Origin of the sequence: Pseudomonas gingeri (assembly GCF_013386115.1) — a bacterium.
GTDB classification, from domain to species: domain Bacteria; phylum Pseudomonadota; class Gammaproteobacteria; order Pseudomonadales; family Pseudomonadaceae; genus Aquipseudomonas; species Aquipseudomonas gingeri.
In genome coordinates, this window is sequence record NZ_JACAOR010000014.1 from 432,455 (window position 1) to 457,575 (window position 25,121).

Annotated in this window: 22 protein-coding genes and 1 pseudogene; 9 read left to right on the forward strand and 14 right to left on the reverse strand. The window is 60.5% G+C overall.

All coding sequences use genetic code 11. From position 1 onward, the window contains the following. Positions 1-4 precede the first annotated feature (4 nt). Positions 5-1,732, forward strand: a complete 1,728-nt coding sequence (gene ggt / locus HX881_RS28740) for a gamma-glutamyltransferase (protein ID WP_177087902.1) — start codon at positions 5-7, stop codon at positions 1,730-1,732. A gap of 64 nt (positions 1,733-1,796) precedes the next feature. Here the strand turns inward: ggt and HX881_RS28745 are convergent, their stop codons facing one another. The 6 genes from HX881_RS28745 to rtcR form a co-directional block, all read right to left on the reverse strand. Continuing rightward, positions 1,797-3,344: an ArnT family glycosyltransferase gene (locus tag HX881_RS28745; RefSeq protein ID WP_177087904.1), complete on the reverse strand. Its 1,548-nt coding sequence runs from the start codon at positions 3,342-3,344 to the stop codon at positions 1,797-1,799. After that, a complete protein-coding gene (gene arnT / locus HX881_RS28750; RefSeq protein ID WP_177087906.1) occupies positions 3,341-5,032 on the reverse strand; it encodes a lipid IV(A) 4-amino-4-deoxy-L-arabinosyltransferase in 1,692 nt (563 codons plus the stop codon). The genes HX881_RS28745 and arnT overlap by 4 nt, the downstream gene beginning before the upstream one ends. 317 nt (positions 5,033-5,349) lie before the next feature. After that, positions 5,350-6,021: a lipopolysaccharide core heptose(II)-phosphate phosphatase PmrG gene (gene pmrG / locus HX881_RS28755; RefSeq protein ID WP_244861744.1), complete on the reverse strand. Its 672-nt coding sequence runs from the start codon at positions 6,019-6,021 to the stop codon at positions 5,350-5,352. Between the two features lie 256 nt (positions 6,022-6,277). Continuing rightward, positions 6,278-6,721 (reverse strand): CBS domain-containing protein, encoded by a 444-nt coding sequence (locus HX881_RS28760; protein ID WP_017125254.1) that lies wholly within the window; start codon positions 6,719-6,721, stop codon positions 6,278-6,280. Positions 6,722-6,916: 195 nt separating this feature from the next. Then, entirely contained in the window at positions 6,917-7,672 is a 756-nt protein-coding gene (locus HX881_RS28765; protein ID WP_177088116.1) for a YkgJ family cysteine cluster protein, read from the reverse strand. A 123-nt stretch (positions 7,673-7,795) separates the two neighbouring features. Next, positions 7,796-9,403, reverse strand: coding sequence for an RNA repair transcriptional activator RtcR (rtcR, locus tag HX881_RS28770; protein WP_017125256.1), 1,608 nt, complete (start codon positions 9,401-9,403; stop codon positions 7,796-7,798). 265 nt (positions 9,404-9,668) lie between these two features. Between rtcR and HX881_RS28775 the strand changes: the two genes are divergently transcribed. The 4 genes from HX881_RS28775 to rtcA are packed head-to-tail and all read left to right on the forward strand — an operon-like array spanning position 9,669 to position 13,385. After that, entirely contained in the window at positions 9,669-10,895 is a 1,227-nt protein-coding gene (locus HX881_RS28775) for an RtcB family protein (protein ID WP_042935036.1), read from the forward strand. Positions 10,896-10,899: 4 nt separating this feature from the next. Next, complete coding sequence (locus tag HX881_RS28780) at positions 10,900-11,553, forward strand: hypothetical protein (protein WP_177087907.1); 654 nt, start codon at positions 10,900-10,902, stop codon at positions 11,551-11,553. An 11-nt stretch (positions 11,554-11,564) separates the two neighbouring features. Further along, on the forward strand, positions 11,565-12,353 hold the full coding sequence (locus HX881_RS28785) for a nucleotidyltransferase domain-containing protein (protein ID WP_177087909.1): 789 nt from the start codon (positions 11,565-11,567) through the stop codon (positions 12,351-12,353). A gap of 9 nt (positions 12,354-12,362) precedes the next feature. Next, positions 12,363-13,385, forward strand: a complete 1,023-nt coding sequence (gene rtcA / locus HX881_RS28790) for an RNA 3'-terminal phosphate cyclase (RefSeq protein WP_177087911.1) — start codon at positions 12,363-12,365, stop codon at positions 13,383-13,385. 1 nt (position 13,386) lies between these two features. Here the strand turns inward: rtcA and HX881_RS28795 are convergent, their stop codons facing one another. The 4 genes from HX881_RS28795 to HX881_RS28810 all read right to left on the reverse strand — a co-directional run bounded on the left by HX881_RS28795 (position 13,387) and on the right by HX881_RS28810 (position 17,445). Next, entirely contained in the window at positions 13,387-14,289 is a 903-nt protein-coding gene (locus tag HX881_RS28795) for a helix-turn-helix transcriptional regulator (protein WP_177087913.1), read from the reverse strand. A 117-nt stretch (positions 14,290-14,406) separates the two neighbouring features. Next, on the reverse strand, positions 14,407-15,312 hold the full coding sequence (locus HX881_RS28800; protein WP_177087915.1) for a glycine betaine ABC transporter substrate-binding protein: 906 nt from the start codon (positions 15,310-15,312) through the stop codon (positions 14,407-14,409). Between the two features lie 165 nt (positions 15,313-15,477). Beyond that, the gene (locus tag HX881_RS28805; protein WP_177055515.1) at positions 15,478-15,747 is read right to left on the reverse strand and encodes a cupin domain-containing protein; all 270 of its coding nucleotides are present in this window, start codon (positions 15,745-15,747) and stop codon (positions 15,478-15,480) included. Positions 15,748-15,780: 33 nt separating this feature from the next. Continuing rightward, positions 15,781-17,445, reverse strand: a complete 1,665-nt coding sequence (locus tag HX881_RS28810) for a choline dehydrogenase (RefSeq protein WP_177087917.1) — start codon at positions 17,443-17,445, stop codon at positions 15,781-15,783. A 289-nt stretch (positions 17,446-17,734) separates the two neighbouring features. Here HX881_RS28810 and HX881_RS28815 point away from each other — a divergent pair, with 289 nt between their 5' ends. Further along, positions 17,735-18,592: a LysR substrate-binding domain-containing protein gene (locus HX881_RS28815; RefSeq protein WP_177087918.1), complete on the forward strand. Its 858-nt coding sequence runs from the start codon at positions 17,735-17,737 to the stop codon at positions 18,590-18,592. A gap of 94 nt (positions 18,593-18,686) precedes the next feature. Here HX881_RS28815 and HX881_RS28820 read toward each other — a convergent pair whose 3' ends face one another. Further along, the gene (locus tag HX881_RS28820) at positions 18,687-19,382 is read right to left on the reverse strand and encodes a fumarylacetoacetate hydrolase family protein (RefSeq protein WP_177087920.1); all 696 of its coding nucleotides are present in this window, start codon (positions 19,380-19,382) and stop codon (positions 18,687-18,689) included. Between the two features lie 232 nt (positions 19,383-19,614). After that, positions 19,615-19,926 carry a hypothetical protein gene (locus tag HX881_RS28825; RefSeq protein ID WP_017125263.1) on the reverse strand — a complete coding sequence of 104 codons (312 nt, stop codon included), beginning with the start codon at positions 19,924-19,926 and terminating at the stop codon, positions 19,615-19,617. 696 nt (positions 19,927-20,622) lie between these two features. Between HX881_RS28825 and hemB the strand changes: the two genes are divergently transcribed. Both hemB and HX881_RS28835 read left to right on the forward strand, forming a co-directional pair. Continuing rightward, on the forward strand, positions 20,623-21,597 hold the full coding sequence (hemB, locus tag HX881_RS28830; RefSeq protein WP_017125264.1) for a porphobilinogen synthase: 975 nt from the start codon (positions 20,623-20,625) through the stop codon (positions 21,595-21,597). A gap of 111 nt (positions 21,598-21,708) precedes the next feature. Then, positions 21,709-22,611 carry an NAD(P)H-binding protein gene (locus HX881_RS28835; protein WP_177087922.1) on the forward strand — a complete coding sequence of 301 codons (903 nt, stop codon included), beginning with the start codon at positions 21,709-21,711 and terminating at the stop codon, positions 22,609-22,611. On the opposite strand, the gene HX881_RS28840 is transcribed toward HX881_RS28835, so the two are convergent. Continuing rightward, positions 22,602-23,513: a LysR family transcriptional regulator gene (locus HX881_RS28840; RefSeq protein ID WP_177087924.1), complete on the reverse strand. Its 912-nt coding sequence runs from the start codon at positions 23,511-23,513 to the stop codon at positions 22,602-22,604. The two genes, HX881_RS28835 and HX881_RS28840, sit on opposite strands and share 10 nt — an antisense overlap. A gap of 165 nt (positions 23,514-23,678) precedes the next feature. On the opposite strand from HX881_RS28840, the gene HX881_RS28845 reads away from it, so the two are divergent. Then, entirely contained in the window at positions 23,679-24,773 is a 1,095-nt protein-coding gene (locus tag HX881_RS28845; protein WP_177087926.1) for a DUF1615 domain-containing protein, read from the forward strand. A gap of 76 nt (positions 24,774-24,849) precedes the next feature. On the opposite strand, the pseudogene HX881_RS32895 reads toward HX881_RS28845, so the two are convergent. Next, a pseudogene (locus HX881_RS32895) lies at positions 24,850-25,121 on the reverse strand (phage infection protein); the annotation flags it as partial.

The following is a 25,121-nucleotide window of genomic DNA, read 5'->3' on the forward strand; positions in this document are numbered from 1 at the left end:
GCTTATGAAGTTTGAACCCCTTGCGCGCTCGCTCCTGGCGACAGCGCTGATTCTGGCTGTTTCTCCCGCCCACGCAGCTTCCCAGGCGCCGGTTGCCGGGGAAAACGGCATGGTGGTCACGGCGCAGCACCTGGCGACTCATGTCGGTGTCGATATCCTCAAGTCCGGTGGCAATGCGGTCGATGCCGCCGTTGCGGTCGGCTATGCGCTGGCGGTGGTCTACCCGGCGGCGGGCAACCTCGGTGGCGGCGGTTTCATGACCGTGCAACTGGCCGACGGCCGCAAGACCTTTCTCGATTTCCGGGAAAAAGCGCCCCTGGCCGCCACGGCCAACATGTACCTGGACAAGGACGGCAATGTCATTCCCGACCTGAGCTCGAAAGGGCATCTGGCCGTCGGCGTGCCGGGGACCGTCTCGGGCATGGAGCTGGCACTGGAAAAATACGGCACGAAAAAACGTGCCGAAGTCATCGCCCCGGCGATCAAGCTCGCCGACCAGGGCTTTGTCCTGGAGCAGGGCGATATCGACCTGTTGCACACGGCCACCGCCGAGTTCAAGAAGGACATCCACGATTCGGGCTCGATCTTCCTGAACAAGGGCGAGCCGATGCAGGTCGGCCAGAAGCTGGTGCAGAAAGACCTGGCCAGGACCCTGCGGGAGATCTCCGCCAAGGGCACCGACGGTTTCTACAAGGGCTGGGTCGCCAAGGCCATTGTCGATTCGAGCCAGGCCGGCAAAGGCATCATCACCCAGGCCGACCTCGACAAGTACAAGACCCGCGAGCTGGCGCCCATCGAGTGCGATTACCGTGGCTACCATGTTGTCTCGGCGCCGCCACCCAGCTCGGGCGGCGTGGTGATCTGCGAGATCATGAATATCCTCGAAGGCTATCCGATGGACAAGCTGGGCTATCACTCCGCCCAGGGCCTGCACTACCAGATCGAGGCCATGCGTCACGCCTATGTCGATCGCAACAGCTACCTGGGCGACCCCGACTTCGTCAAGAACCCGGTGGCCCACCTGCTGGACAAGGGCTACGCCGAGAAGCTGCGGGCAGCCATCGATCCGCAGAAGGCCGGGATCTCCAAGGAGATCAATCCGGGCGTGGCGCCCCATGAAGGCAACAACACCACCCATTACTCGATCGTCGACAAATGGGGCAACGCGGTGTCGGTGACCTACACCCTCAACGACTGGTTCGGCGCGGGTGTCATGGCGAGCAAGACCGGGGTCATCCTCAATGACGAGATGGACGACTTCACCTCCAAGGTCGGCGTGCCGAACATGTACGGCCTGGTCCAGGGCGAGGCGAACGCCATTGCCCCGGGCAAGACGCCGCTGTCGTCGATGAGCCCGACCATCGTCACCAAGGACGGCAAGACCGTCATGGTGGTCGGTACGCCGGGTGGCAGCCGCATCATCACCGCGACCTTGCTGACCATCCTCAATGTCATCGACTACAAGATGAACATCCAGGAGGCGGTGGATGCGCCGCGTTTCCACCAGCAGTGGCTGCCGGAGGAAACCAATATCGAGGCCTTCGCACTGAGCCCGGACACGCAGAAGATTCTTGAAGGTTGGGGGCACAAGTTTGCCGGTCCGCAACCCTTGAATCACCTGGCGGCCATCCTGGTCGGCGCGCCTTCCCTCGACGGCAAGCCAGTAGGCAACAACCGCTTCTACGGGGCCAATGATCCGCGTCGCAACACCGGGCTGTCGCTGGGTTACTGATTGAGCCCAGGCGAGCGGCGGGGCCGGCACGTGCAATGCGTGCCTGCCCCGCGCCACCGTTCGTTCAGGGCTGAAGCCCGGGCATCTTCGGAATGTACGCCACGCTGCCATCCTCGCGGTGATGGGCAAGTCGCGCGCCATTGGTGGGCTGGCTGAGCACGACATCATGATCCGCCGCGAGGCCGCTCAAGGGCACCGTATCGCCGCTCCCGAAGCTGCCGACGATCAGTGTGCGTGCCGGGTCCCAGGCGCGGCCGCTGGTCTTTTCCAGCCAGTCGATAAAGGCGTCGGTGTCGCCGTGACGCGGATAGTCCTGGGTCTCCTGCACGTAGTAGAAGGGGGCGCCCTGGTTGTCCAGGTACATCGGCAGCTTGTTGTCGACCTCGATCATGACCACTTGCCATTCATCCCAAGGCGCTCTCTGGCTCGCCTTGGCCCGTACGTCCTCGGCAAACCGTATCGTGCCGCCACCGCCATTGGCCCAGGGGTAGATCATCCCGATGACCAGCAGCAGAAGCAGCGCCGTCACTCCGAACCCCTTGGCCCAACCCGGCCCGCTGACTTTGCCGGCGGCGCGTTTTGCGGCCATGCGCCGGGTTACCCACCAGGCCGCCAGCAACTGGGCGAACGGCACCAGGGGCAGCACGTAGTAGCTGCGCCGGCTGCCGCTGGCGGTGAAGAACACAAACAGCAGGCCCAGGCCCCAGACCAGCCAGCGGGTTTCGGGTTCGATCTGCTTCCATTGGCGCAACGCCAGCCATAACCCGAGGATCCAGCAGGGCGCCCAGGGCAGGGTGTAGGCCGGCAGATAGATCAGGTAGGTGTAGATCGGTTCCATATGATCGAAGGGGTCGAAAAAGCGTACGACGTTCTCCTTGAACACCAGCGCCAGGCCGCTTTCGCCATAGGTCGGTGAGCCGTAGAAGTGCGATAGCACGAATGGCACGGCATAGACCCCGGCGGCGGCCAGCAGCGCGACGAATACCCGAGGATTGAGATGGCGTTTCCAGCGCCCCTCGACGAGCAGGTGCGGTAACAGCACCAGTCCGGGCAGGACAAAGCCGATCAGCCCCTTGAGCAGCGAGGTCAGGGCCAGTATCAGGAAAAACACCGTGTAGCGGCCCAGCCGCGTATCGTCCGGTCCGCGCCAGTACCACCAGACCGCGGCGAGCACGCCGAACACCGTGAGGATATCGGCGGTCGCCACGCGGGCCCAGAACACGAAATAGAAGGTGGTCGCGAGCATCCAGCCGGCGATCAGTCCGGTGCCCTTGCGCCACAGGCGCTCACCGATCAGGTAGATCAGCCAGACACTCAGCCACGCGGCAATCACCGAGGACAGGCGCAGCGACCAGGGCCCCAGGCCACCCGTCAAGCCGGCACTGGCGGTGATCAGCCAGTAGGAGGGCAGCGGCTTGTCGTAGTAGGGCTGGCCCTTGAGATAGGGGTCGAAATAGTTGCCTGACTGCAGCATCTGCAGGGCAATGTTCGCCCAGCGGGTTTCCGGTCCCCACAGCTCCCGCGAGCCGAGGCCCAGCAGCAGGAGCATGGCCGAGACCACCAACAGCAGTACCAGCGCACCTTTGTCGGTTTTCCAGTAGCCGAGGTTCATGGTCGGGTCTGCGGGAAGATGATGATCTCGAGGTCACCGTCCTTGTAGCGTTTGCCATCCACGGGCAGCAGCGCGATCTCCTGCATTTCCACAACGCTGCGGACCCGCATGACCACCCCGACCGGGCCCTGCTTGCGTGCCTCGCTCATCCACTGGCCGACGCTGTCGAAGGTAACGAGGCGCCCTGCGGCGTCTGGATAATCCAGGCCGTATTTCAGTTCGCCGGCGGTATTGAACAGGTCCACCTGCGGACGTTGCAGGCGCCAGGAGAGGGCGGCTGCGGCGCCGAGTTCGTTGCTCAGCAGGCGGTTGGTCTGGCGCAGTTCGTCGATGTGTTCGGCAATGAACTGGTCGGGCATCTTGTTGTTGATCACGCTCGCCGGCATGCCGGCCGGCAGCAGGGCCACCAGCAGGGCGATGCCCAGCGCCGGCATCGCCCACAGCGTGAGCGGTCGCAGCGCTTGCAAGGCATTGGCGATGATCCAGGCCATCAGCATGATGAACACCAGCGACAGGTTGAAGACCTCGGCATGGCTGTTCTCGTAGAGGTACCGGGTCGCCTGCAGCACGATCAGGCCGATCAGCGCCGCGAGCCCGAGGATCAGGTTGAGCATGCCATTGAGACGCAGCGCCCGGCCCTCGGCCCGGGCCACGCGGTCGATCAGGGCATTGCCCATCATCAGTGCCAGTGGCAGCAGACACGGCATGATGTAGGTCGGCAGCTTGCCCTTGCTGAGACTGAAGAATGCCAGCGGCAGCAGGAATGCCAGCCAGAGGAAGCCGGTGCCGGCCTGGCGTTTTTCCTGCCAGGCCTGCTTGAAGGTGGGGATCAGCATCATCGACCACGGCAGGCACGACACCACCAGCAGCGGCAGGTAGAACCACCAGGGCTGGGCGTGTTGTGCGTTGTTCCCGGCGAAGCGCTGGATATGCTCGTGCCAGAAGAAAAAGTGCCAGTAGTCAGGCTCCTGCGCGTTGACGGCCAGCACCCAGGGCAATGCGACGACAACCGCCACCACCACGGCAATCGGGCCGCACCGCAGCAATTCGCCCAGGCGGCGTTGCCAGATCATGTAGGGCAGGGCGATCAGCACCGGTAGCAACAGGGCGAGAAAGCCCTTGGTCAGGAAACCCATGCCACAGGCCAGGCCCAGTACGGCCCAGGCCCAGAGTCGATGGCGACGTTCCTGGCTGTCGAACGCAAACCAGAAGGCAACCAGGCTCAGGTTCGACCACAGCGTGAACTGCGGATCGAGGTTGGCGTAACCGGCCTGTCCGGCGATCAGGCCGAAACTCATGAACAGCAACGCCGAGGCGAAACTCTTGCGTGGGTCATTCCACAGGCGGCGGGCCATCAGGTACGTCAGCAGCACACTCAGCCCGGTACTGACCGCCGAGGCAACGCGGACCCCGAACAGGTTGTCACCGAAAATCGCCTGGCCGATGGCGATCATCCAGTAGCCGGCGATGGGCTTTTCGAAGTAGCGCAGACCCATGAAGTGCGGGGCGGTCCAGTTGCCGCTCAAGAGCATTTCCTGGCTGATCTGGGCATAGCGGGTTTCGTCGGGAATCCACAGGCCGTGAAACATCATCGGCAGTAGATAGAACATGCCGAAAGCCAGGATCAATACCGGTAGCGACCAGCGCTTGAGTGTGGCGGGAGAGAGAGGAAAGAAGTGCGTGTTCATGAGTCGACCTTAGCGGTATATACCGCCACAAGGGTTTTAACCAAAGATGGAAATTCGGGAGCCCTGATGTTCAACGATCAAGTTGCCCGGTAATCAAATGGTTCAATGATCAGATCCGGCAGAGCCTCGACGAACGCCTGCCCGCCGGCGCTCAAGTCCCTTGAAGGACTGGAGGCGGCGACCGTGACGAGTACGGTGGATCAGGTTCCGACGGTGAGTGGCGCTTCGAACAAAGTTGTCAAAGCAGAATGCATTCAAATAACGACATCTTCCATTGTCCTGATGTTTAAAAGTGCAAAGTGCTTATTACATGCCACTCATATTTTTTTGCCGAGAACGGTTTGCCAATCTTCGGCATTCATGATTCCAAGCATGTTCAACTGGCCGTCGGCACCTACGGAAACAAGGACCGAACTGGTGTATTCACTTTTCACCGCGTGCCGGTAACCCAGTTCTTTTTCCAGGTCATCGATACAGCCGCTATGGGTCACCAGCACCAGGTTGCGATGGGCCGCCTTGTGTGCCAGAGCCTCCTCGCCCAGGGCCGGACCGCAGCTGAGCAGCCAGTCGGCGGTGATCGCGGTTTTACCGAACATCGCCTGTGCGGTCTGGGCGGTTCGGGTGGTCGGACTGCTCAGCACATCGGTATTGCCCATGCCGACGATCTGGAAGGCCTGGCCCACACCGGCCGCGGCGTGGCTGCCCAAGCGAGTGATGCCATCCTCGGGACCCAGGCACGGATTGCTCGAACGATCGCAGCGCTCGGCATGGCGCACCAGCACGATCACGTCGCCGGCTTTCCAGTGAGCGTAGACACCGGCACTGTTCATATGATTCTTGACCGCCAGGTCCAGGGGCGATTTGGGCCACAGGGCGAAGCCGGTCATGACCAAGGCCATGACCGCTACCCCGACCGCCAGGAACATGGACTTGAAGCGGGGCTTGAGGGGGCGCGGCAACACCGGTTGAAGAGCATCAGGGATAACCACACATTCACCCATTGACTGATCTAGCCATTCAGAAAGGGCGTCTGTGCAGACTCGCCCGGAAAGTGACAATCGCCGTCATGCAACTCCAGCGGATGTTGGTGACGACGATGGCAATTTACGGAGGCGCAGGTGGGAGCGAAGTGAAAGCGTTGTGAAAAATTTGGAAGTCCGCCAATCCCCAATGTTTCCGGGACGTTTTGCCTTATCCGGAAACACTTTTGCAGGGGATTGGGGCGGGAGAGGTGCCACGGAGGGACTATTCGCCGCGGATATACTGCTCCAGCTGGCGAATCAGGTCGGCCTGTTCGGCAATGGCTTCCTTGACCAGGTCGCCGATGGACAGCAAGCCGATCAGCTTGCCGCCCTCGACCACGGGCAGATGGCGCAGATGCCTGTCGGTCATGATCCCCATGCAGGTCTCGACATTCTGGTGGGAGTCCACGGTGACGACCGGCGTATTCATGATCTGGCTGACCTTGGTGGCGACCGAACTGAGCCCGTGCAGGATCACCTTGCGCGCGTAGTCGCGCTCGCTGACGATACCCACCACCTCACCGCTCTCGTTGACCACCGGCAAGGCCCCGACGTTTTTCTCGGCCATCCTGATCAAGGCCTCGAACACCGTGTGATCCTGGCGGATCGTGTGGACCTCCTGGTGCTTGCTCTCCTTTTGTTTCAACAGTTCTGCGACAGTTTTCATGGGTGGCTCTCTCATGCGGTTTTCAGGCGGTTCTTTTGACACGGGCACAGTCCATCGCGACCGTTCTTACAGAATCGTAGACGGATCCCGCGAGGACGATGCAGAAAGCGGCCTGTAGACGCTGAAAAAACGTCATTGCCCGGTGTTTTGGCCGGGAAGGCCGCTTTTCACCCGATCAGTACTGGGCCGAGCCCTTCAATCGACAGGCTGCAAGGGTATAAAACGATAGTGGCCTGCACCCGATGAAGTGATCGAGGCACCTTGGGCGAGCAATGCCCGGGTGCTGTCTTCATCCGCCAGCTGAAAAGCCCAAGACTGTTGTGGGTGACGCTCGGGCCGCTGCGCTGCCACCTCTTCGATGGCTTCCAGGAAAGCGCCCATATCGGGCAGATAGGTGGCGAAGCCGTTGCCCTTGAGGGCAGTGGTCGCGATGCCGAGGCGGACACAGATCGCCGCCTTCGCCACGATATCCTCGCGATCGGCCTGGCGCGAACGCTCGATCAGTCTGGCCAGTTCCCGGTCCACCGGTTTTCCGCCGGCGATCAGTTCCGGGCCCTGTTCCCAGGACTCGGGCGGGCAGTCCTTGCGGTCGGTGCGCAAGCTGATATGCGGGTTGATCTCCGCCGGATAGATGCGGCAGACCAGTGGTCGTCGTTCGTAGATGCCGCAGCGATTGTCGGCATCGAGGTGGCGACACGGCCCGTTGTTGTACGCTGCGAACGTCACTGCCAGCCAGGCCCGGGTCGTTCCGCTGGCAACCAGCACGGAACGGCGGTGGGCGTGCTCGAACTGTTCCTCGGCAATGCCGTGACCGCTTTCCAGGAATGCCTCCAGCAGCACGATCACCGTGCCGCCATCCGTTGCCCACTGGCGGGATTCGTCGAGGGTCAACGGAACGTAATGGTCATTGCAGCACTTGCCGCAGCCCACGCAGGAAAATCGTGTATTGATCAACTCGCCACCTCACCCGGCTCTTTTTTGAACCGACGCGCGAGCGCCGGTCCCCGTGATTGCACGGGGTTTTGCCTGTGGAGGGGCGGGATCATGTTTTGTTACAGGTGGGCCGAAATAAACTCAGTCGGCGCTGTTCAGTTGCTTCCAGTCCAGGCCGAATCGCGCCAGGTATTTGCGCAGGCGGTCGGCGTCGTTCGGATTGGCCTTGGCCTGGCGAGAGGCATTGAACAGCTGGCGCCCGGCATTCGACAGACTGCTGGCGCGGCGGCAGACCTCGATCACGGCATTGAGCTGCAGGCGATCGAACAGGTCGACTTCACCGGCGCTCTCGCCGAGCAGGCGATCCAGGGCATCCTGGGGTTCGGCCAGGCCCCAGGCGCGGCGCAGGCGTTCGATTTCTTCCGTGACCTGGGTTTCATCGATACGACCGCTGTCGGCCAGTGTCGCCATCCGGGTAATCGAGGCCGACAGCTCGCGGAAGTTGCCCAGCCAGCTGGCTTCGCCGGAGCAGGCGAATGTCAGGTAGCGACGTCGGGCTTCAACGTTGAAGCGGGCAAAATGACCCTGTTCCCGGGCGTGGCGTTCCAGTTCGAAATCCAGGTTCGGCTCGATGTCTTCACGCCGCTCGGCAAGGCCCGGCAGGTCGAAGGTCCAGAGGTTGATGCGGGCGTACAGGTCTTCGCGAAACAGGCCCTCGGCAACCCGGCTGCGCAGGTCGCGGTGGGTGCCGGCAATGATCAGGAAGTCGCTGTCGACTTCCTTGTCGGAACCGAGGGGAAAGAAGCGTTTCTCCTCGACGGCCTTGAGCAGCATCGCCTGTTCGTCCAGGCCCAGTTCGCCGATTTCGTCGAGAAACAACAGGCCGCCGTCGGCTGCACGCAAGAGGCCTTCACGACTGTTCTGTGCGCCGGTGAACGCGCCCTTGATATGGCCGAACAGCGCCGACATGGCGCCGTCGCCGCGCAAGGTGGCGCAGTTGACCTCGACAAATCGTCCTCGGACCTGGTGTCGGTTGCGCTTGAGCTCATAAATGCGTCGGGCAAGAAAGGACTTGCCGGCGCCGGTTGGGCCGATCAGCAGCATTGGCGCGCGGGAGCGCACGGCCACCCGCTCGATTTGCTCGATGGTGCGGTTGAAGGCGGCGTTGCGGGTGGCGATCCCGGATTTGAGGAAAGCCAGGCCTTCGAGGCGCTTGTGGCTGAAACGCGTGGCGATCCGATCATAGCGCGACAGGTCGAGGTCGATCAGCGTGTGGGTGCCGATGGCTTGCCCTTCGATGTCCAGGCGCCGTGCCGGGGCGGTCTGAACCAGTCGCGCGGGCAGGTAGCGGGCTTCGGTGAGCAGGAACCAGCAGATCTGCGCGACATGGGTGCCGGTAGTGATATGCACGAGGTAGTCCTCATGCTCGGTATCGAAGCGGTAGCCGGTGGTGAAATCGTGCAACGCGGCGTACACCTCCTCGAAATCCCAGGGGTTGCGCAACGTCATGGGATGCAGGCGCACTTCGGTTTCTGGTGACACCTGGCGGATATCGGCGCTGACCCGTTCGGCCAGGCTCACGTCCCGGGCATCGCTACCGTGGATCAGTTCCAGGCGGTGCACCAGCAAGTCCGGCTGCTGACACAAGCCGACGCTCGGCCGCCAGTGGCTCCAGCGGTTGGCGCCCTTGCCGACCCGGTCGAGGTTGGAGCCGATAAAGCCGATGGTGACGCAGCACTTGCTGGGCATCTTATACTCAAGGATAAAAGACGATATCTGATGATAGAAAAAATTAGCATTGTCGTCACGGATAAGATGCCATAAAAAGGTGTATAAAATAAAAAAACATATATAAAACAATTAGTTATTAGTGTTTTTGCGAGATTGATGAAAATTGGCATCCTGCCTGCAATAAGCCTGTCAGCGGGCAAGACGGCAAGGCGCAAGCAGCCAGGTACTTGTCGCCGCTCAATCAGGACAGGGCCGTGATCTCGGCCATCAGGAAATGAAGAATATGCAAGACCAGACCTACACCTTGCTCGAAGTCGCCAACGGCAAACCGATCAAACTCTGGACCCAGGGCGTGCCGGTCGAGCCCGAGGCTCGTGAGCAACTGATGAACACGGCGAAGATGCCGTTCATCTTCAAGCACATGGCGGTGATGCCGGACGTACACCTGGGCAAGGGCTCGACCATTGGCAGCGTGATTCCCACGGTGGGCGCCATCATCCCGGCGGCGGTCGGCGTGGATATCGGCTGCGGCATGATCGCCGCGTGCACCTCGCTGACCGCCAGCGACCTGCCTGACAACCTGCAGGGGCTGCGCACCGCTATCGAACGGGCAGTGCCCCATGGCCGCAGCAGTACTCGCGCTGGTCGGGACAAAGGCGCCTGGGACAATGTCCCGACTCCGGCCGATCTGGCGTGGTCGGCGCTGGAGTCACGATTCAAGGCGATCACCGACAAGTACCCGAAGCTGGAAAGGACCAACCACCGCAACCACCTGGGGACCCTGGGTTCGGGCAACCACTTCATCGAGGTTTGCCTGGATGAAGCAAACCGCGTCTGGTTCATGTTGCACAGCGGTTCGCGGGGTGTCGGCAACGCCATCGGCAACCTGTTCATCGAGCTGGCCCGGGCCGATATGCGCGAGCACATCGCCAACCTGCCGGATCGGGATCTGGCGTACTTCGAAGAGGGTAGCCAGCACTTCGACGATTACGTCCAGGCGGTCGGCTGGGCCCAGGATTTTGCCCGCCAGAACCGTGCGGTGATGATGCAGGCAGTGATCGCAGCGACACGCCAGGTGATCCGCAAGCCGTTCGACGTGGCGCTGGAGGCGGTGAACTGTCATCACAACTATGTGCAGAAGGAACGGCATTTCGGCGAGGAAGTCCTGGTGACCCGCAAGGGCGCGGTATCGGCGAAGAAGGGCGAACTGGGGATCATTCCCGGTTCCATGGGCGCCAAGAGTTTCATTGTCCGAGGGTTGGGCAACGAGGAGTCGTTCTGCTCCTGCAGCCATGGCGCTGGCCGGACCATGAGCCGTACCAGGGCCAAGCAATTGTTCACCGTCGAGGACCAGATCCGCGCGACAGCCCATGTGGAGTGCCGCAAGGACGCCGCGGTGATCGACGAAATCCCGATGGCCTACAAGGATATCGATCAAGTCATGCACGCCCAGCGTGAGCTGGTGCAAGTGCTGCACACCTTGCGGCAAGTGGTGTGTGTAAAGGGGTAGGACGATGACTGAGCATGCGTTCGGGCTGAGTGTCGCGCAGCCGCAAAGAAGTGCCGCGTTGCGCGAGCGAATGAATGAGGCTGGTTGTGTATTCGAGTTTGTGGTGTCGGAGGTAGCGCCGGGAGTGTCACCGGATGAATCGTTGCATCGACAGGCATTGAGGTTGCTGCATGAGCAAATCATGACGGTGGCCATGGCGTGGCATCAGCAACTGATTCGGCAGCCGCAGCATAGGGATCGTGCGATACCGATCGTGACCTGGGACCTCGATCAAGCAAAGGCGGTGCAGCTGGAGAAGCGATGGGTACGAAGTCTGGTGCGGGGAGGGCCCGTGGAGGAGGAGGGGCGCGGTCTGTACCAGGCCTTTTGTGATCCTCCATACGGCACAAGATTTTCCGGCGGCGAGGAGCATGCTCAAGCACTCTTTCAAGAGTGGATGGACCTGCTTGGATTCTGCGAACAGGACGATATCGTGGTGTTGAACTGGGTCGATGGCTGTCTTGCGGATCTACAGGCAAGCGTCGACAGCCCTGCCGACCGCGTGCCCTGGAGTGACTACTTTGACGCGGGTCTGGAGTGGTGGGGGATCTGGTGCCTGACCGTCTGGAGTCCTGAGCGTCGTACAGTGAGTGCATTGGTGGCCAGCGCCACGGATTGAAAGGAAAGAAAATGGAATGCTCGGATCGTCACCCGCTGGACAGCGTCATGCGCGCCCGGGTGTTGGAAGAACTCGCGCGGATAGAGCGCGAGCGCAATGTGAAGGTGCTGTATGCCTGTGAGTCGGGTAGTCGTGCCTGGGGCTTTGCGTCGACGAATAGCGATTACGATGTGCGTTTTGTCTATGTGGAAAAGCCGGACTGGTTTGTCCAGGTCAGCGACGCGCGGGATGTGATCGAGCGCCCCCTGGACGACGAGCTGGATATCAGCGGCTGGGAACTGCGCAAGACCCTCGGATTATTGCGCAAGTCGAACCCGACCTTGCTCGAATGGCTCGACTCGCCGCTGGTGTATCGCTGCGAAGCATCCGCGACCGCTTCGCTACGGGAGTTGGCAGAGGCGTTCTACAGTCCTCCGGCGGCACGTAATCATTACCTGTCGATGGCCAAGAAGAACTTTCGCGGCTACCTGCAGGGCGACACGGTGCGTTTCAAGAAGTACTTCTACGTGCTGCGCCCGCTACTGGCGGTGCGCTGGATCGACATGGGGCTGGGACGGCCGCCGATGACATTCGAAACCCTGCTTCAGACGGTCGACGACCCCCTGTTGCTGGCGGAGGTCGACGACCTGTTGCGGCTCAAGCGCATTGCTGATGAAGCGGCTTATGGTCCGCGGCGCCCGGCGCTGCATGGCTTCATCGAGGCGCAACTGGAACGTCCGGTACCGGTATTGCCGCGTACGAGCGAAGACGGTGGACGTCTGGACCACTACCTGAGGGCGATGGTCCACACTTATGCATGAAGGAAGGGTATGGAAAGGGAAGTGATCGAACTGGACGGCACGATGGGCGGCGGCCAGGTGTTGCGCAGTGGGCTCAGCCTGTCGATGGTGACGGGGCGGGCGCTGCGGATCACCAATATTCGCGGGCGGCGCAGTCGGCCCGGCTTGCTGCGCCAGCACCTGACGGCGGTGCTGGCCTCGGCCGAGGTCTGCGGGGCGCAGATGGAAGGCGCGCAACTCGGTTCGCAAAACCTGTATTTCGAACCAGGACCGATTCGTGGCGGCGACTTCCGCTTCGCCATCGGTACCGCCGGGAGCTGCACGCTGGTACTGCAGACGCTGTTGCCAGCGTTGCTCCAGGCGCCGGAGCCGAGCCGTGTGCTGATCAGCGGCGGCACCCATAACCCGTTGGCGCCGCCGTTCGAGTTTCTCGAGCGTGCTTGGTTGCCGCTATTGCGGCGAATGGGGGCGAAGGTCGAGCTGCAGCTCCTGCGTCATGGTTTTGTACCGGCCGGTGGCGGAGAGCTGGAAGCTTTTATCCAGCCCTCGATATTGCAGGTGATGGAACTGAACGAGCGCGGCGCCGTGCTTGGAAGCGAAGCTCGGGTATTGATCGGGGGGATTAATGAATCGGTCGCCGAGCGCGAACTGTCGAGGATTGGCCGGCGCCTGGATATTCCTCGCGAGTCATGCCTTACGGAGCGGCTCGATTCGGCTGCAAGTCCCGGCAACGTGCTTTTGCTGGAGTACCGTTGTGAGCAGGTAACCGAGGTGTTCAGCGCATTCGGACAAGTCAACCTGCGTGCCGAGGCCGTCGCCGATGTGGCGGCCAACGCTACCAGGCACTGGTTGAGCAGCGGTGCCGCAGTAGGCGAGCACCTGGCCGATCAATTGCTGTTGCCCATGGCATTGGCGGGCGGCGGGAGTTTTACCACGCCGGGTATGACCGAGCATCTGCACAGCAATATCCGCGTGATCGAAGCCTTCATGCCTCTCAGGATTGCCTGCGCGACGACGGCGGATGGCGTGGTGCAGGTTGAATGTAGAGCCTGATTCAGGGTTCTTGCCGGCGGCGGAACTGACCCGGCGGCAGGCCCTGGGTGGCCTTGAAGCGGCGTGAGAAGTAAGCCTCGTCGGCGAATCCACACAGTTGGGCAATCTGGCTCACCGGTCGCTCGCTGTTGAGCAGGTGGGTGCGTGCCAGGTGCATGCGGCGTTCCAGGACCAGTTCCGAAAAGGTGTTGCCGGTTTCCTTGCGCAGCAGGTGAGTCAGGTAGTTGGGTGACAGAAAGGCTGCTTCGGCGGTGTCCTTGAGGTTCAGCGCCGGGTCGGCGATATGTTCGCGCAGATAGCGGGTGACCCGCGCCAGGGCATCGCGCCGACCGCGTCGGGCGGCCTTGTTCGCCGACAGGGCGAGCAGTTCCTCGGCATACAGGCTGCAGACCTTGCCGGTCAGTTGCAGCAGGCAGCCCTTGAGGGCCTGGCGGGTGCCGAGGTCGCGCCCCTTGTCCAGTTCGCGCATTTTTTCCAGCAGGTCGAGGACTTCGGCGAAGTCATGATCGGCGAGGATGAAGTCCAGGTGTTCCTGATGCTGGAACGGCGACAGCTCCGGCAGGTCGTGGATTGAAAGGTCTTCCAGGTCCAGCGGATCGCAGTCCAGGTGAGGCAGGAAAAACGCCTGGGAAAAATTGATCAGGACAAAGTTGCCGTCTTCCGGGTGCGGGATCAGGTGCAGGCGATGGGGCAGGATGAAAGCCAGCGCCTGGTGCGGATAAGGCCGGATGGCACCACCGATGTGCTGCACGGTATCGCCGCCGAGGTTGATCTGGATCTGGAAGTAGTCATGCCGGTGCGGGGTGACGATGGCCGGGCGGGCCTGCTTGTCGCGGATATAGAAGTCCGGGCGGTCGCTGCGTTGCTGCATGCCATAGGTGCGCACACGGGAAGGGCTCGGCATCGACACGGTCCTTGATGACTGAAACGGGATATCGCCATTCTAGGGTAATGACGACATCCCGGTCACCGATCAGCGCTGGCCGATGGTCAACTCGAAGCTGGCGATGCCCTCGATCCTTCAGGGTTGCTGCGCGGTTGTGTTCGACAGACCTTGGAACATGGCTGAAAAGGTCTCTTTGTGCGCGGCGTAGTAGTCCGCAACGACTTGATCTGCCGAAGTCTTCCGGGCCTGCTTCATCATGCTTTCAAGATCTTTCAGGGGGATCGTGTAATGAGCAAAGAAGTTGGCCGCCTGAGGAAAGTCGTTAGTGAAGCCTTTTCGACCTACTGCGTGGATCTGTTCTGCCTTGCCATACACCTCTTTGGGATCATTCAGGTAGCGTAACGACCAGGTTGAGAACATCCAGTGAGGGCTCCAGGCGTTGAGAAGAGCCCACTGGTTGTGCTTGAGGTTGCGGTCAAACTCGTTGAGCATGCCCGTTTCGGATGAGGCCACCAGTTTGTAACCGTCAAGCTTGTATTCGGCAATCGCCCGTGTTGCTGTTTTGTATTGGCCATTCCCAACTTCGGAAGTCAGTATCTTTCCGTCCAGTTTTTCCTTGACCTCAGGCTTGTTCAGGTCTTCGATGCTGGATACTTCGCTTTCAGGGATGCTGGTAGGAACTGCCAGCCCCAGACGCCCTTCATAAATCACGCCCAGATCTTCCAGCTTGCCTTGATATTTTTCCCAGAAAGGCTTATGGCTGTACGTTAGCCAAGCCATTGGGATCATATCAACTTTGCCAACGGACAGCGCCTGAAACTGAATGCCAATGTCAGCCATTATTAGTTTTACTGGTTGTTTAAGGTTGTCTTCAAGTGCGAGCTTGGCGAGTTTTGTTGTGATTTCCGCATCTGCCCAGTTAACCCATCCTATAACCAATGGCTTCGGCTCCGCGGCTTGAGCAAAATTGGCAAAAGTTAAAAATGAGATACTGGCAATCCAGTGGAGTATTTTATTTTTCAAAAAGAATGCAGTGATCATCGGGCACCTTCGATTTTTTTGATGTGAGGTTTGGCAGATTGATGATTAAGCAATTTCCGGGATTTTATATTGGATAGTCTGAAATCTGTTTTATCGAGGTTTGCATGTGCGCTGAGGTTGTCCGCATGACTAAATTTCTCAGAGTGTTCCAGGCGAACAAGAAAATCAGAGATATTTGTATCTGTTTACGATAGGTGAGCTGATCTCCCAGACTCCGTCCACTCCTTTTCTGATGGTTACGTGACAGCCCGGCCCAATTGGAACGGGCTCGTTGAACTGGCTATAAATGATCGCCTTGCCGTCCTGCACGACAAATTGCACATCCTGATCATAGCGGTACACGAACTGATCAACTTCGCCACTCTCCCAAAGCTCCCAGCCCAGACACTGTGCTTTTTCGTCAGAGGTAGCCTGACGCTGAACAATTTTGCTCATTCTTGATTCCTTTATGGACTGACGGGCTCTCGCTTATGCAGATGCTTTTTTACTGGCCGCAACGACAAGGTTGCTGTGGTATGGCAGCGCCTCGGGTTTCAAACCTGGTTTACCCAGAAGCAGGTCGCTGGCCTTTTCTGCCAGCATGATGGTCGCCGCGTTGATATTTGCGCTGGGCACCGTCGGGAATACCGACGCATCAATGATCCGAAGGCTCTCGATCCCGATGACGCGCAACTGGCTGTCGACGACAGCCATGGCGTCTTTCTCGCTGCCCATTTTGCAGGTGCCGCAAGGGTGGTAAGCGCTTGCTGCATCCTCACGAATGAAGTCGTCCAGGGCCTTGCCCGAGCGAATGTTCCGGCCGGGAGTGTCCTCTCGGAAGTTGTAGCGTTTTAATGCCGGCTGCTCTGCGAATTCGATACCCAATCGCATGGCTTCGCGCATGACTTGCCAATCTTCTTCAGTCGCCAGGTAGTTCGGATCGATACGCAGTGGATCAGATACCTTGGCACTGCGCAGCTTGACGGTACCGCGGCTGCTGGGGCGCATTGGGCCGACACCGATACGATAGCCGTATGTGGTGCTGAGTGGAATCCAGTCCTTGTCGAAGAAAACCGGGAAGAAGTGGAATTGAATATCCGGATGAGGCGTGGTTGGCGTACTGTTCAAGAACGCCCCGACATGGCACTGATTGACCGAGGCGACCCCCTTCTTGCAACTGAACCACTGAATACCCGCCCACAGCATGCGGTGATATTGCAGTTCACGGTTCAGCGACACCGGTTCTTTGGTCTCGATCTGGATGTGACACTCCAGATGATCCTGGAGATTCTCGCCGACACCCGGCAGATCGACCTTCGTGGCGATACCATGCTCGCGTAGATGATCTGTCGGGCCAACACCGGAAAGCATCAGTAGTTGCGCCGAACCGAACACGCCACAAGAAAGAATGGTTTCGCGGCGAGCATGAAGATCAAACACGCGGTTTTTGTAAGCGACTCGAAAGCCAGTTGCTCTCCTGCCTTCAAAATTGACCTTTTGCACTTCGCACCCGAGCCAAATGGTTAAGTTTGGATGCTCACCCATGGCGTGTATGTAGCCATATGCGGCGCTGTTGCGAATGCCGTCGCGCACACTCATTTCAAACCTGGAAACGCCTTCCTGGCGATATCCATTTACATCATCTGTAAGAGCGAATCCAGCCTGTTGGCCTGCTTCTAGGAACGCTGCGTTGAGAGGGCTGAGTTTTTCCTGACGTTGTGCCCGAATAGGGCCGTTATGTCCTCTATATGGATCGCTGATTTTGCTCGACTCGCTCTTTTTGAAATACGGGGCGCACTCAGCCCAGCTCCAGCCGGTCGCTCCTTCAGCTTCCCATCGGTCATAGTCCATCGGATGACCACGTAGCCATGTCATTCCGTTGATCGACGACGACCCGCCTAGTGCACGCCCGCGTGGTTGCTGGATTCGCCGGTTGTTGAGATGAATCTGCTCTTCGGTGTAATACCACCAGTTGTACTTTGAAGTGGGTTTGAATGCAGAGCGAAGCCCCGCTGGCATTCGAATGATCCACGATTTATCGGAAGGACCCGTTTCCAATAACAATACCTGAAATCCCGCATCGGAAAGTCGACGTGCGAGCACGCAGCCCGCAGAACCGGCGCCTGCGATCACATAGTCAAACTCGGCTTTCATTATTCTTCTCCAATGCACTCAGCCATGGCTATTCAATAGTCACTGACGAGAAGAAAGCTCACGTGACAGATGACGAAGTCAATTTATCCAGCGCTGCGCTCGATGGATACTTAATAAAAAATATGCCTGGTATAAAAACTATTTAAACTGAGGTGGCTGGCTGCTGATGGCTCCCTGCGAAGTGCAAGGTCGTTTGACAGAGCCCGTTTTTTGCTTGCCTAATACAATTCACAGCTTTCGCAATATTGACTGCTGTGATCTCTGTGCCGCCCTGCGCGAGGAAGATTCAGTGCGTCATCTCGACCTTGCATTGCTGTATAGCTTCAAGACCATTGCTGAATGCAAAAACATCTCGGTGGCTTCACAGCGACTTCACAAAACCCAAGCCGCCGTCAGTATTCAGCTGAAGAAGCTTGAAGAGCTCGTCGGTGAGCGGTTGATCAATCGAGGTCACCAGACGGCCGAACTCACGAGTCACGGTGAGCGGATGCTCCAGTACGCTCGCAAGATGCTGGCGCTGAGCGACGAAGCGATGGATTTCTTCGTCAAAGGAGAGGTCGCTGGCACCGTGCGCTTTGGCATTCCCGATGACTACGCCAGTGCCTTTCTGCCGCCTGTCTTGCAGCAGTTCACGCAGCGTTACCCCCGGGTGAACCTCAAGATTCGCAATGACATTAGTCAGAATCTCTTCACGGCCTTGGAGAATGATGAGTTGGATCTGGCGCTGGTAACCCAGCGAAGTGCGGACGGAAAGGGTGAGATTCTCCGCAGCGACCAATTGCAGTGGGTCGGTGCTGCCGGCCTGCAAGTCGATCTCACTGCGCCTATTCCCCTTGCGTTGTATCCGCATGGTTGCGGATACCGGCGTCAGATCCTTTCTGCGCTCAGTGGGTGTCAACTCGATTATGAGATCGTGTTCGAATGCACAGGTGTGACAGGGGTACGGCTGGCTGTCGACAGCAGTTTGGCGATTGCCGCCACCTCGGCTCCGTTGATTCAACCAACCTGGCAGATCCTGGATACTGACAGCGGCTCACTGCCTCCATTGGGTAACGTCACCATCGAGCTCAGGCAGAGCACGGGCGAGTTCTCCGCGGCGGTTAGCTTTTTCGCTGACGAGCTTCGTAAACACGTATCAGCCAGATAGCGCTGCTTTTACTTGGACTTGCTCCTGCTGTTGTGATCAGGGGTGGCATCGCCGACGGCCTGGATGATTGCGCCGGCGACGCGCGGGCCGCCAATCAGCGCTGGCCGATGGTCAACTCGAAGCTGGCGATACCCTCGATCCCCGCGCTGATCCGGTCGCCCGCCACCAGTGCGCCGATGCCCGCCGGCGTGCCGGTGAAGATCAGGTCGCCGGCCTGCAGCTCGACCGAATGCGACACATGGCTGATCACGTCGCGGACCGACCAGATCTGGTCCGCCAGGTCGCCGCGCTGGCGCTCGACATCATTGACCTTCAGCCAGATGGCACCGCTGTCCGGATGGCCCAGTGTCGAGGCCCGGCGCAAGGCGGTGCAGGGGGCCGACTGGTCGAAGCCCTTGCCCCAGTCCCAGGGCCGGCCGAGTTTCTTGGCTTCGGTCTGGATGTCCCGGCGGGTCAGGTCGAGGCCAACGCCGTAGCCCCAGACATGGGCGAGTGCGTTGGCCGGGTCGATCGCCGTGCCGCCCTCGCCGATAGCCACCACCAGTTCGATTTCGTGGTGCAGTTCCCGGGTCAGGGGCGGGTAGGCGATCACGCCGGTGGCAGGCACCACCGCATCGGCGGGCTTCATGAAAAAGAACGGCGGTTCGCGGTCGGGATCATGGCCCATTTCCCGGGTATGTTCGGAGTAGTTGCGGCCGACACAGAACACCCGGCGGATCGGAAAACGTGCCGACTCGCCTTCGACGGCCAGGGATGGGATGGCGTGGGGGGCGAATACATAATCGCTCATGGTCTTTCTCCTCGTGGAAATCGGGCCGTCTTCATTGGCGAAGGCTTGCTGGCCATGACTCAAGTCTGGAGGAGCAGGGGCGGCGGAACTTGGACAAATCCAGCAGGCTCCTGGATTTTCCAAGGCAGTGGTGCGCGGTCGAGGACCGGGACGGACTGGCAGAAACACAGAACCCGGCAATCGCCGGGTTCTGTGTGATTCATCCAGTGCGCTGCTCGCTGGCAGCGAGCTGTCAGGCGCTCTTCGCCAGGGCCAGGTGGGAAGCCCATTCGGCGTTCAGTGCTTGCAGGACACGGCCCATGAAGTCCTTGTCCGCTGCGGCTTTCTTGCCGACGTAGCCCTGGCCGCGACGGTACATCCTGAGGCAGGCGAACAGCTCGGGCCGGGCCTGGGTGAAGGCGCGCTCATCGGTGTAGGGCGAGCGGGCGTCGAGCCGGACATCCCCGGCCTGGTTGATCCAGAGGATATGGTCGTCGTGGCTGTCCTTGCGCGATGCGAACAGTCGAGCCAGTTCATCGATAGTCGGTTGATTGTTCAGATTCATGTTAAAGCCCCTTTGACCACTCGTTAATCTGTCTGGTTTACGTGTGCATCGTTGCCAAGACGGCGAATTGCTGCGGTGCCCTGCGCGGACAGTGGTGTCCGTGAAGCATGGCGCCAGCCCTGGTGTGATCGTGTAGCGCGGGTGAAACCCTGCTACACGGGGTTTCAACGGCAACGTTCCAACGAGAAGAAACAGCAGCGCAATCCTTGAACGGCGCCGACGACAGTAACGAAGTCAGCCACAAGCATTTTGAGGACGTTAGGCCGGTGTTTCTCGCCCGTTGAGGCGATCACGACAGGTCAGCTTCATCAATCTGCCTTGTGGGCAGTACAGATCCGGAACAGCTCGACGGCTTGTCGAGCCTGTTGTAACAACAGCTTTTGCAGCGCTCCCGATCGGGGAGGCAGGTCCATCATGCAAGTGTGCAAAGCGGGCGTCAATCATTTTGTAGTGAATATTTTCAAGCACTACATATTGCAAATCGGCAATTTCCTACAACATTGGAAAAGGGCCAAATGGACGAAATATGACCGGCTGGTCCTGGTTTTACCGGGTTTTAGGGGATAACCCTTGTGTTTGCTGGTCGGCGCACTGTTACAGCCTGCGCAACAGAGATTTTTCGATCTGCCCATGTAAAACGGTGGGGTACTGCCCTAAGCTCGGCGGCTTCTGAAACCGTCTGCCTCAGGAAACACGATGTCCCAGCTATTTCCGACCACGCGTCTGCGTCGACTGCGCCGAAACGAAAGCCTGCGCGGCCTGTTCCAGGAAACCGAGTTCAGCCTCAACGATCTGGTCCTGCCGATTTTCGTCGAGGAGGGCATCGACGATTTCGTGCCCATCACCAGCATGCCCGGGGTGATGCGCATTCCGGAGAAGAAGCTGGCGAGCGAGATCGAGCGCTACGCCCGGGCCGGGATCAAGTCGGTGATGACGTTCGGCGTGTCCCATCATCTGGACGCAACCGGCAGCGATACCTGGAACGAGCAGGGCCTGGTGGCGCGCATGGCGCGGATCTGCAAGGACACGGCTCCGGAAATGGTGGTGATGTCCGATACCTGTTTCTGCGAGTACACCTCACACGGCCATTGCGGCGTGATGCACGGCGATGCGGTCGACAACGATGCAACCCTGGAAAACCTCGGGCGCCAGGCGGTGGTGGCGGCGCAGGCGGGGGCGGATTTCATCTCGCCGTCCGCGGCCATGGACGGCCAGGTCCGGGCGATTCGTAGCGCCCTGGATGCCGCCGGCTTTATCGACACCTCGATCATGGCGTACTCGACCAAGTTCGCCTCGGCGCTCTACGGGCCGTTTCGCGAAGCCGGCGGCACAGCGCTCAAGGGCGATCGCAAGGCCTACCAGATGAACCCGATGAACCGTCGCGAAGCGGTGCGTGAGTCACTGCTGGACGAACAGGAAGGCGCCGATGCGCTGATGGTCAAGCCGGCCGGGGCCTACCTCGACATCATCCGCGATGTCCGCGAAGCCTCGCGCCTGCCGCTGGCGGCGTATCAGGTCAGTGGCGAGTACGCGATGATCAAGTTCGGCGCCCTGGCCGGGGCCATCGACGAACATCGCGTGGTTCGCGAAAGCCTCGGAGCGATCAAGCGCGCGGGCGCAGATATCATCCTGACTTACTTCGCGATGGACATCGCCCGCGACGGAATCTGAATCGCGTTGACGTTGCATCGCCGTTGCCCGGTTTGTGTGTTCACGGCAGGCGAACAATCGACAGGCCTGGTGGCGTTAGGCTGTGCCCCTCATTACTCAGAGGGTCAAGTCATGTATGTCATCACCGGAGCAACCAGCCGTACAGGTAGCCAGATCGCCCGCCGTCTGCTGGCGGCGGGCCAGCCCGTGCGGGTGATCGGTCGCAGTGCCGAGCGCCTGCAAGGGTTTGTCGACCTCGGTGCCGAAGCCAGCGTGGCCGAGCCCACGGATGCGTTGGCACTGGCCCGGGCCTTTCAGGGCGCGAAGGCGGCCTGGATCATGCTGCAGCCTAACTACGTTATCGACAGCCCGGACTTCCGGGCTTTCCAGGACAGCGTCACCCGTGCACTCTCGGCGGCGCTGCTGCAGTCCCCGGTGACCCATGCGGTGGTCCTGAGCAGTTGGGGCGCCGACCTGCCCTCAGGCAATGGTCCGGTGGCCGGGCTGCACGTCCTGGAGCGGCGCCTGGCAGCACATTCAGGCCTGAATGTGCTGAACCTGCGAGCGGGCTATTTCATGGAGAACACCTTGTCCTTCGCCGATTCGATCCTGGCCGAAAAGGTGGTGCTCAGTCCGTTCGATCCCGAGGTGCGGATGCCGCTGGTGGCCATTGACGATATCGTCGAGGCGGCCGTCGAGCAGTTGCTGCGGCTGGACTTCAGCGGACAGCAGGCCCTGGAACTGCAAGGCCATGAGGATCTTTGCCTGGGCGAAGCCACCCGGCGGATCGGTCAGGTGATAGGGCGTCCCGACCTGGAGTTCCGCCAGATCAGCGAGCAGGCTTTCGTTGACGGGCTGTTGGCTGCCGGCGCCTCGGACAGCATTATCGGTTTGATGTGTGAAGTGGTCGTAGCCATTAACGGCGGCCTGATTCGCGCACGCCAGCCGCGTAGCAGCAAAACCACGGGCACCGTGCGTTACGAGGATTTTGTCCGCCGCTCTTTGCTGCCACGCCTGGACGGTCTTCAGGTTTGAATGAACAAAGGGGTGCGTTCGACCTGTTCCTCCAGCCAGGCGATAAACACCCGGGTCGCCTGGGGCAGGTTCCGGCCCTGGGCAAAAAGCACGGAGACCGGTACCGGTGGGGTTCTGAACGCCGCGAGCACCTCGCGTAAGCGTCCGCTTTGCAGGTAGGGGCGGGCGAGGAATTCGCTCAGTTGGACCAGGCCGAGGCCTTCCAGTGCGCAATGCAGGTAGGCTTCGGTGTCGTTCACGCACAGCTGCCCGGCGAAGTCCACCGAGCGGGTCTGCTGCTCCTGTTGAAACTGCCAGGCTCTCGGTCGTCCGGTCAGTGCCGCCTGGTAGTTGATGATCCGGTGCTGCGACAGGTCCTCGGGCACCTGTGGTATGCCATGGCCGTCGAGGTAGGTCGTGGCCGCGCAGGTGATCCATTGCAGGGCGCCGAGGGGCTTGGCGATCAGGCTCGAGTCGGGCAGTTGCCCGCTGCGTATCACGCAGTCGACGCCTTCACCGACCATGTCGATGGGTTTGTCGCTCAAACTGAGGATCAGCTCGATTTCCGGGAAACGCTGCTGAAAGCCCTTGAGTCGTGGCCATACCAGGGCCCTGGCCAGGGCTGCGGTCATATCGATACGCACGCGTCCGCGGGGGGCGGCACCGGTGTCGCGCAACTGCTCCTCGAATGCATCCAGCTGGGCGAGCCATTGCATGCAGTGCCGGTAGTACTGTTCGCCCCGGTCGGTCAGGCTCAAGCTGCGTGTCGTGCGTTGCAGCAGGGCAAACCCCAGGTGCGCCTCCAGTTGCTTGACCAGGCTGGTCACGGAGGAGCGTGGCAACGACAGGGCCTGTGCTGCGCGGGAAAAGCCCTGGCTATCGACCACTCGCACAAAGGTGCGCATGGCATGAAAACGGTCCATTCAATCGGCCTGTGGTCAGTGAGGTGGCAAGCGTTGCATCCAGGCGGGTAATCGGCGCAAGGTGTTCTGGCGGCTGGAACAGCCGGTCACTTCGCGGTGTCGATAGTAGACAATTATTCGCACAGGCATTCGCACAGCAATGCGTCATCCATTTCCCGGGAACCCATGCCAATCATACGACTCTCCCTGATCGCCGTCCTGCTGTTGCTCGCCGGTTGTGGTTCCCGGTCTGCGCAGGAGCCCGTGCCAAGCAGCCCGGCGCAAGTGCGGGCGGATATCCTCCGGCTGTTGCCGGCGAAGATCGCGGACCGTGCCGACTGGGCCGCCGATATCCAGGTCGCCTTCACCAGCCGGGGCCTGGCGCCGACCACCGAGAACCTCTGTTCGGTGCTGGCGGTGACCGAGCAGGAGTCGAATTTCCAGGTCGATCCGCCGGTACCGGGCATGGGCAGGATCGCCCGGCAGGAGATCGACCGCCGGGCGGCCAAGATCCATGTGCCCAGCCTGCTGGTCAGCGCCGCCTTGCAGTTGAGTTCGTCCACGGGCAAGAGCTACAGCGAGCGGTTGAACAGTGCCCGGACGGAAAAGGACCTCAGCCTGATCTTCGATGACTTTATCGGCCGGGTGCCGCTGGGACGGACCTTGTTCGGTGGTTTCAATCCGGTGCACACGGCCGGTCCCATGCAGGTCAGTATCGCCTTTGCCGAAAAGCAGGCACGGGGTTATCCCTATACCGTCGAAGGTTCTATCCGTCATGAAGTGTTCAGTCGGCGCGGTGGCATTTACTTCGGCATCGTGCATTTGCTCGATTACCCGGTCAGTTACCCCGAATCGATCTACCGCTTCGCCGATTTCAATGCCGGCCGGTATGCCAGCCGCAATGCCGCGTTCCAGAGTGCGCTCAGTCGTGCCTCGGGGATCAGGCTGGCGCTCGACGGCGACCTGATCAACCACGGCGCACTACTGCCCGGCGCCACGGAGCTGGCGGTACGCTCGCTCGGCAAACAGTTGGGCCTGCGCAATCCGAGCATTCGCAGCCAGCTGGAGCAGGGCGACAGCCTGGCGTTCGAAGGCACCGAGGTCTATGCGAAGGTCTTCGCCCTGGCGGAGAAAAATGCCGGCAAGCCACTGCCGCGGGCGGTCCTGCCGGGCATCACCCTGGAAAGCCCGAAGATCACCCGCAGCCTGACCACCGCCTGGTTCGCCAGGCGCGTCGACGAGCGCCGCCAGCGCTGCATGGCGCGGGCTTCGCAAGGCTGAAAATTCAGTATCTCGCCCAAAGAAAAAGCCCGGCTGACAAGGCCGGGCTTTTGGCTGGGTACCGCAGCGAAGCAACTCATGCACGATTCTGGATCAGACGATCGGAACCACCTTCGGCAACGCGGCGTTCGAGCAGACGATCGGAACCACCTTCGGCGACACGACGTTCGAGCAGACGATCGGAGCCACCTTCGGCGACACGGCGTTCGAGCAGACGATCGGAGCCACCTTCGGCGACACGGCGTTCGAGCAGGCGATCGGAACCACCTTCGGCAACGCGACGTTCGAGCAGACGGTCAGAGCCACCTTCGGCAACGCGGCGTTCAAGCAGACGGTCGGAACCACCTT

What these genes read in the sequence shown, in the direction of transcription:
- rtcA (WP_177087911.1), top strand. Translation starts at nt 12,363, where the DNA reads ATGGAAAGGGAAGTGATCGAACTGGACGGCACGATGGGCGGCGGCCAG.
- hemB (WP_017125264.1), top strand. Translation starts at nt 20,623, where the DNA reads ATGTCCCAGCTATTTCCGACCACGCGTCTGCGTCGACTGCGCCGAAAC.
- HX881_RS28800 (WP_177087915.1), bottom strand. Translation starts at nt 15,312, where the DNA reads ATGATCACTGCATTCTTTTTGAAAAATAAAATACTCCACTGGATTGCC.
- rtcR (WP_017125256.1), bottom strand. Translation starts at nt 9,403, where the DNA reads ATGCCCAGCAAGTGCTGCGTCACCATCGGCTTTATCGGCTCCAACCTC.
- HX881_RS28745 (WP_177087904.1), bottom strand. Translation starts at nt 3,344, where the DNA reads ATGAACCTCGGCTACTGGAAAACCGACAAAGGTGCGCTGGTACTGCTG.
- ggt (WP_177087902.1), top strand. Translation starts at nt 5, where the DNA reads ATGAAGTTTGAACCCCTTGCGCGCTCGCTCCTGGCGACAGCGCTGATT.
- HX881_RS28785 (WP_177087909.1), top strand. Translation starts at nt 11,565, where the DNA reads ATGGAATGCTCGGATCGTCACCCGCTGGACAGCGTCATGCGCGCCCGG.
- HX881_RS28840 (WP_177087924.1), bottom strand. Translation starts at nt 23,513, where the DNA reads ATGGACCGTTTTCATGCCATGCGCACCTTTGTGCGAGTGGTCGATAGC.
- HX881_RS28810 (WP_177087917.1), bottom strand. Translation starts at nt 17,445, where the DNA reads ATGAAAGCCGAGTTTGACTATGTGATCGCAGGCGCCGGTTCTGCGGGC.
- HX881_RS28780 (WP_177087907.1), top strand. Translation starts at nt 10,900, where the DNA reads ATGACTGAGCATGCGTTCGGGCTGAGTGTCGCGCAGCCGCAAAGAAGT.
- HX881_RS28795 (WP_177087913.1), bottom strand. Translation starts at nt 14,289, where the DNA reads ATGCCGAGCCCTTCCCGTGTGCGCACCTATGGCATGCAGCAACGCAGC.
- HX881_RS28805 (WP_177055515.1), bottom strand. Translation starts at nt 15,747, where the DNA reads ATGAGCAAAATTGTTCAGCGTCAGGCTACCTCTGACGAAAAAGCACAG.
- HX881_RS28825 (WP_017125263.1), bottom strand. Translation starts at nt 19,926, where the DNA reads ATGAATCTGAACAATCAACCGACTATCGATGAACTGGCTCGACTGTTC.
- HX881_RS28835 (WP_177087922.1), top strand. Translation starts at nt 21,709, where the DNA reads ATGTATGTCATCACCGGAGCAACCAGCCGTACAGGTAGCCAGATCGCC.
- HX881_RS28820 (WP_177087920.1), bottom strand. Translation starts at nt 19,382, where the DNA reads ATGAGCGATTATGTATTCGCCCCCCACGCCATCCCATCCCTGGCCGTC.
- HX881_RS28845 (WP_177087926.1), top strand. Translation starts at nt 23,679, where the DNA reads ATGCCAATCATACGACTCTCCCTGATCGCCGTCCTGCTGTTGCTCGCC.
- arnT (WP_177087906.1), bottom strand. Translation starts at nt 5,032, where the DNA reads ATGAACACGCACTTCTTTCCTCTCTCTCCCGCCACACTCAAGCGCTGG.
- HX881_RS28775 (WP_042935036.1), top strand. Translation starts at nt 9,669, where the DNA reads ATGCAAGACCAGACCTACACCTTGCTCGAAGTCGCCAACGGCAAACCG.
- HX881_RS28760 (WP_017125254.1), bottom strand. Translation starts at nt 6,721, where the DNA reads ATGAAAACTGTCGCAGAACTGTTGAAACAAAAGGAGAGCAAGCACCAG.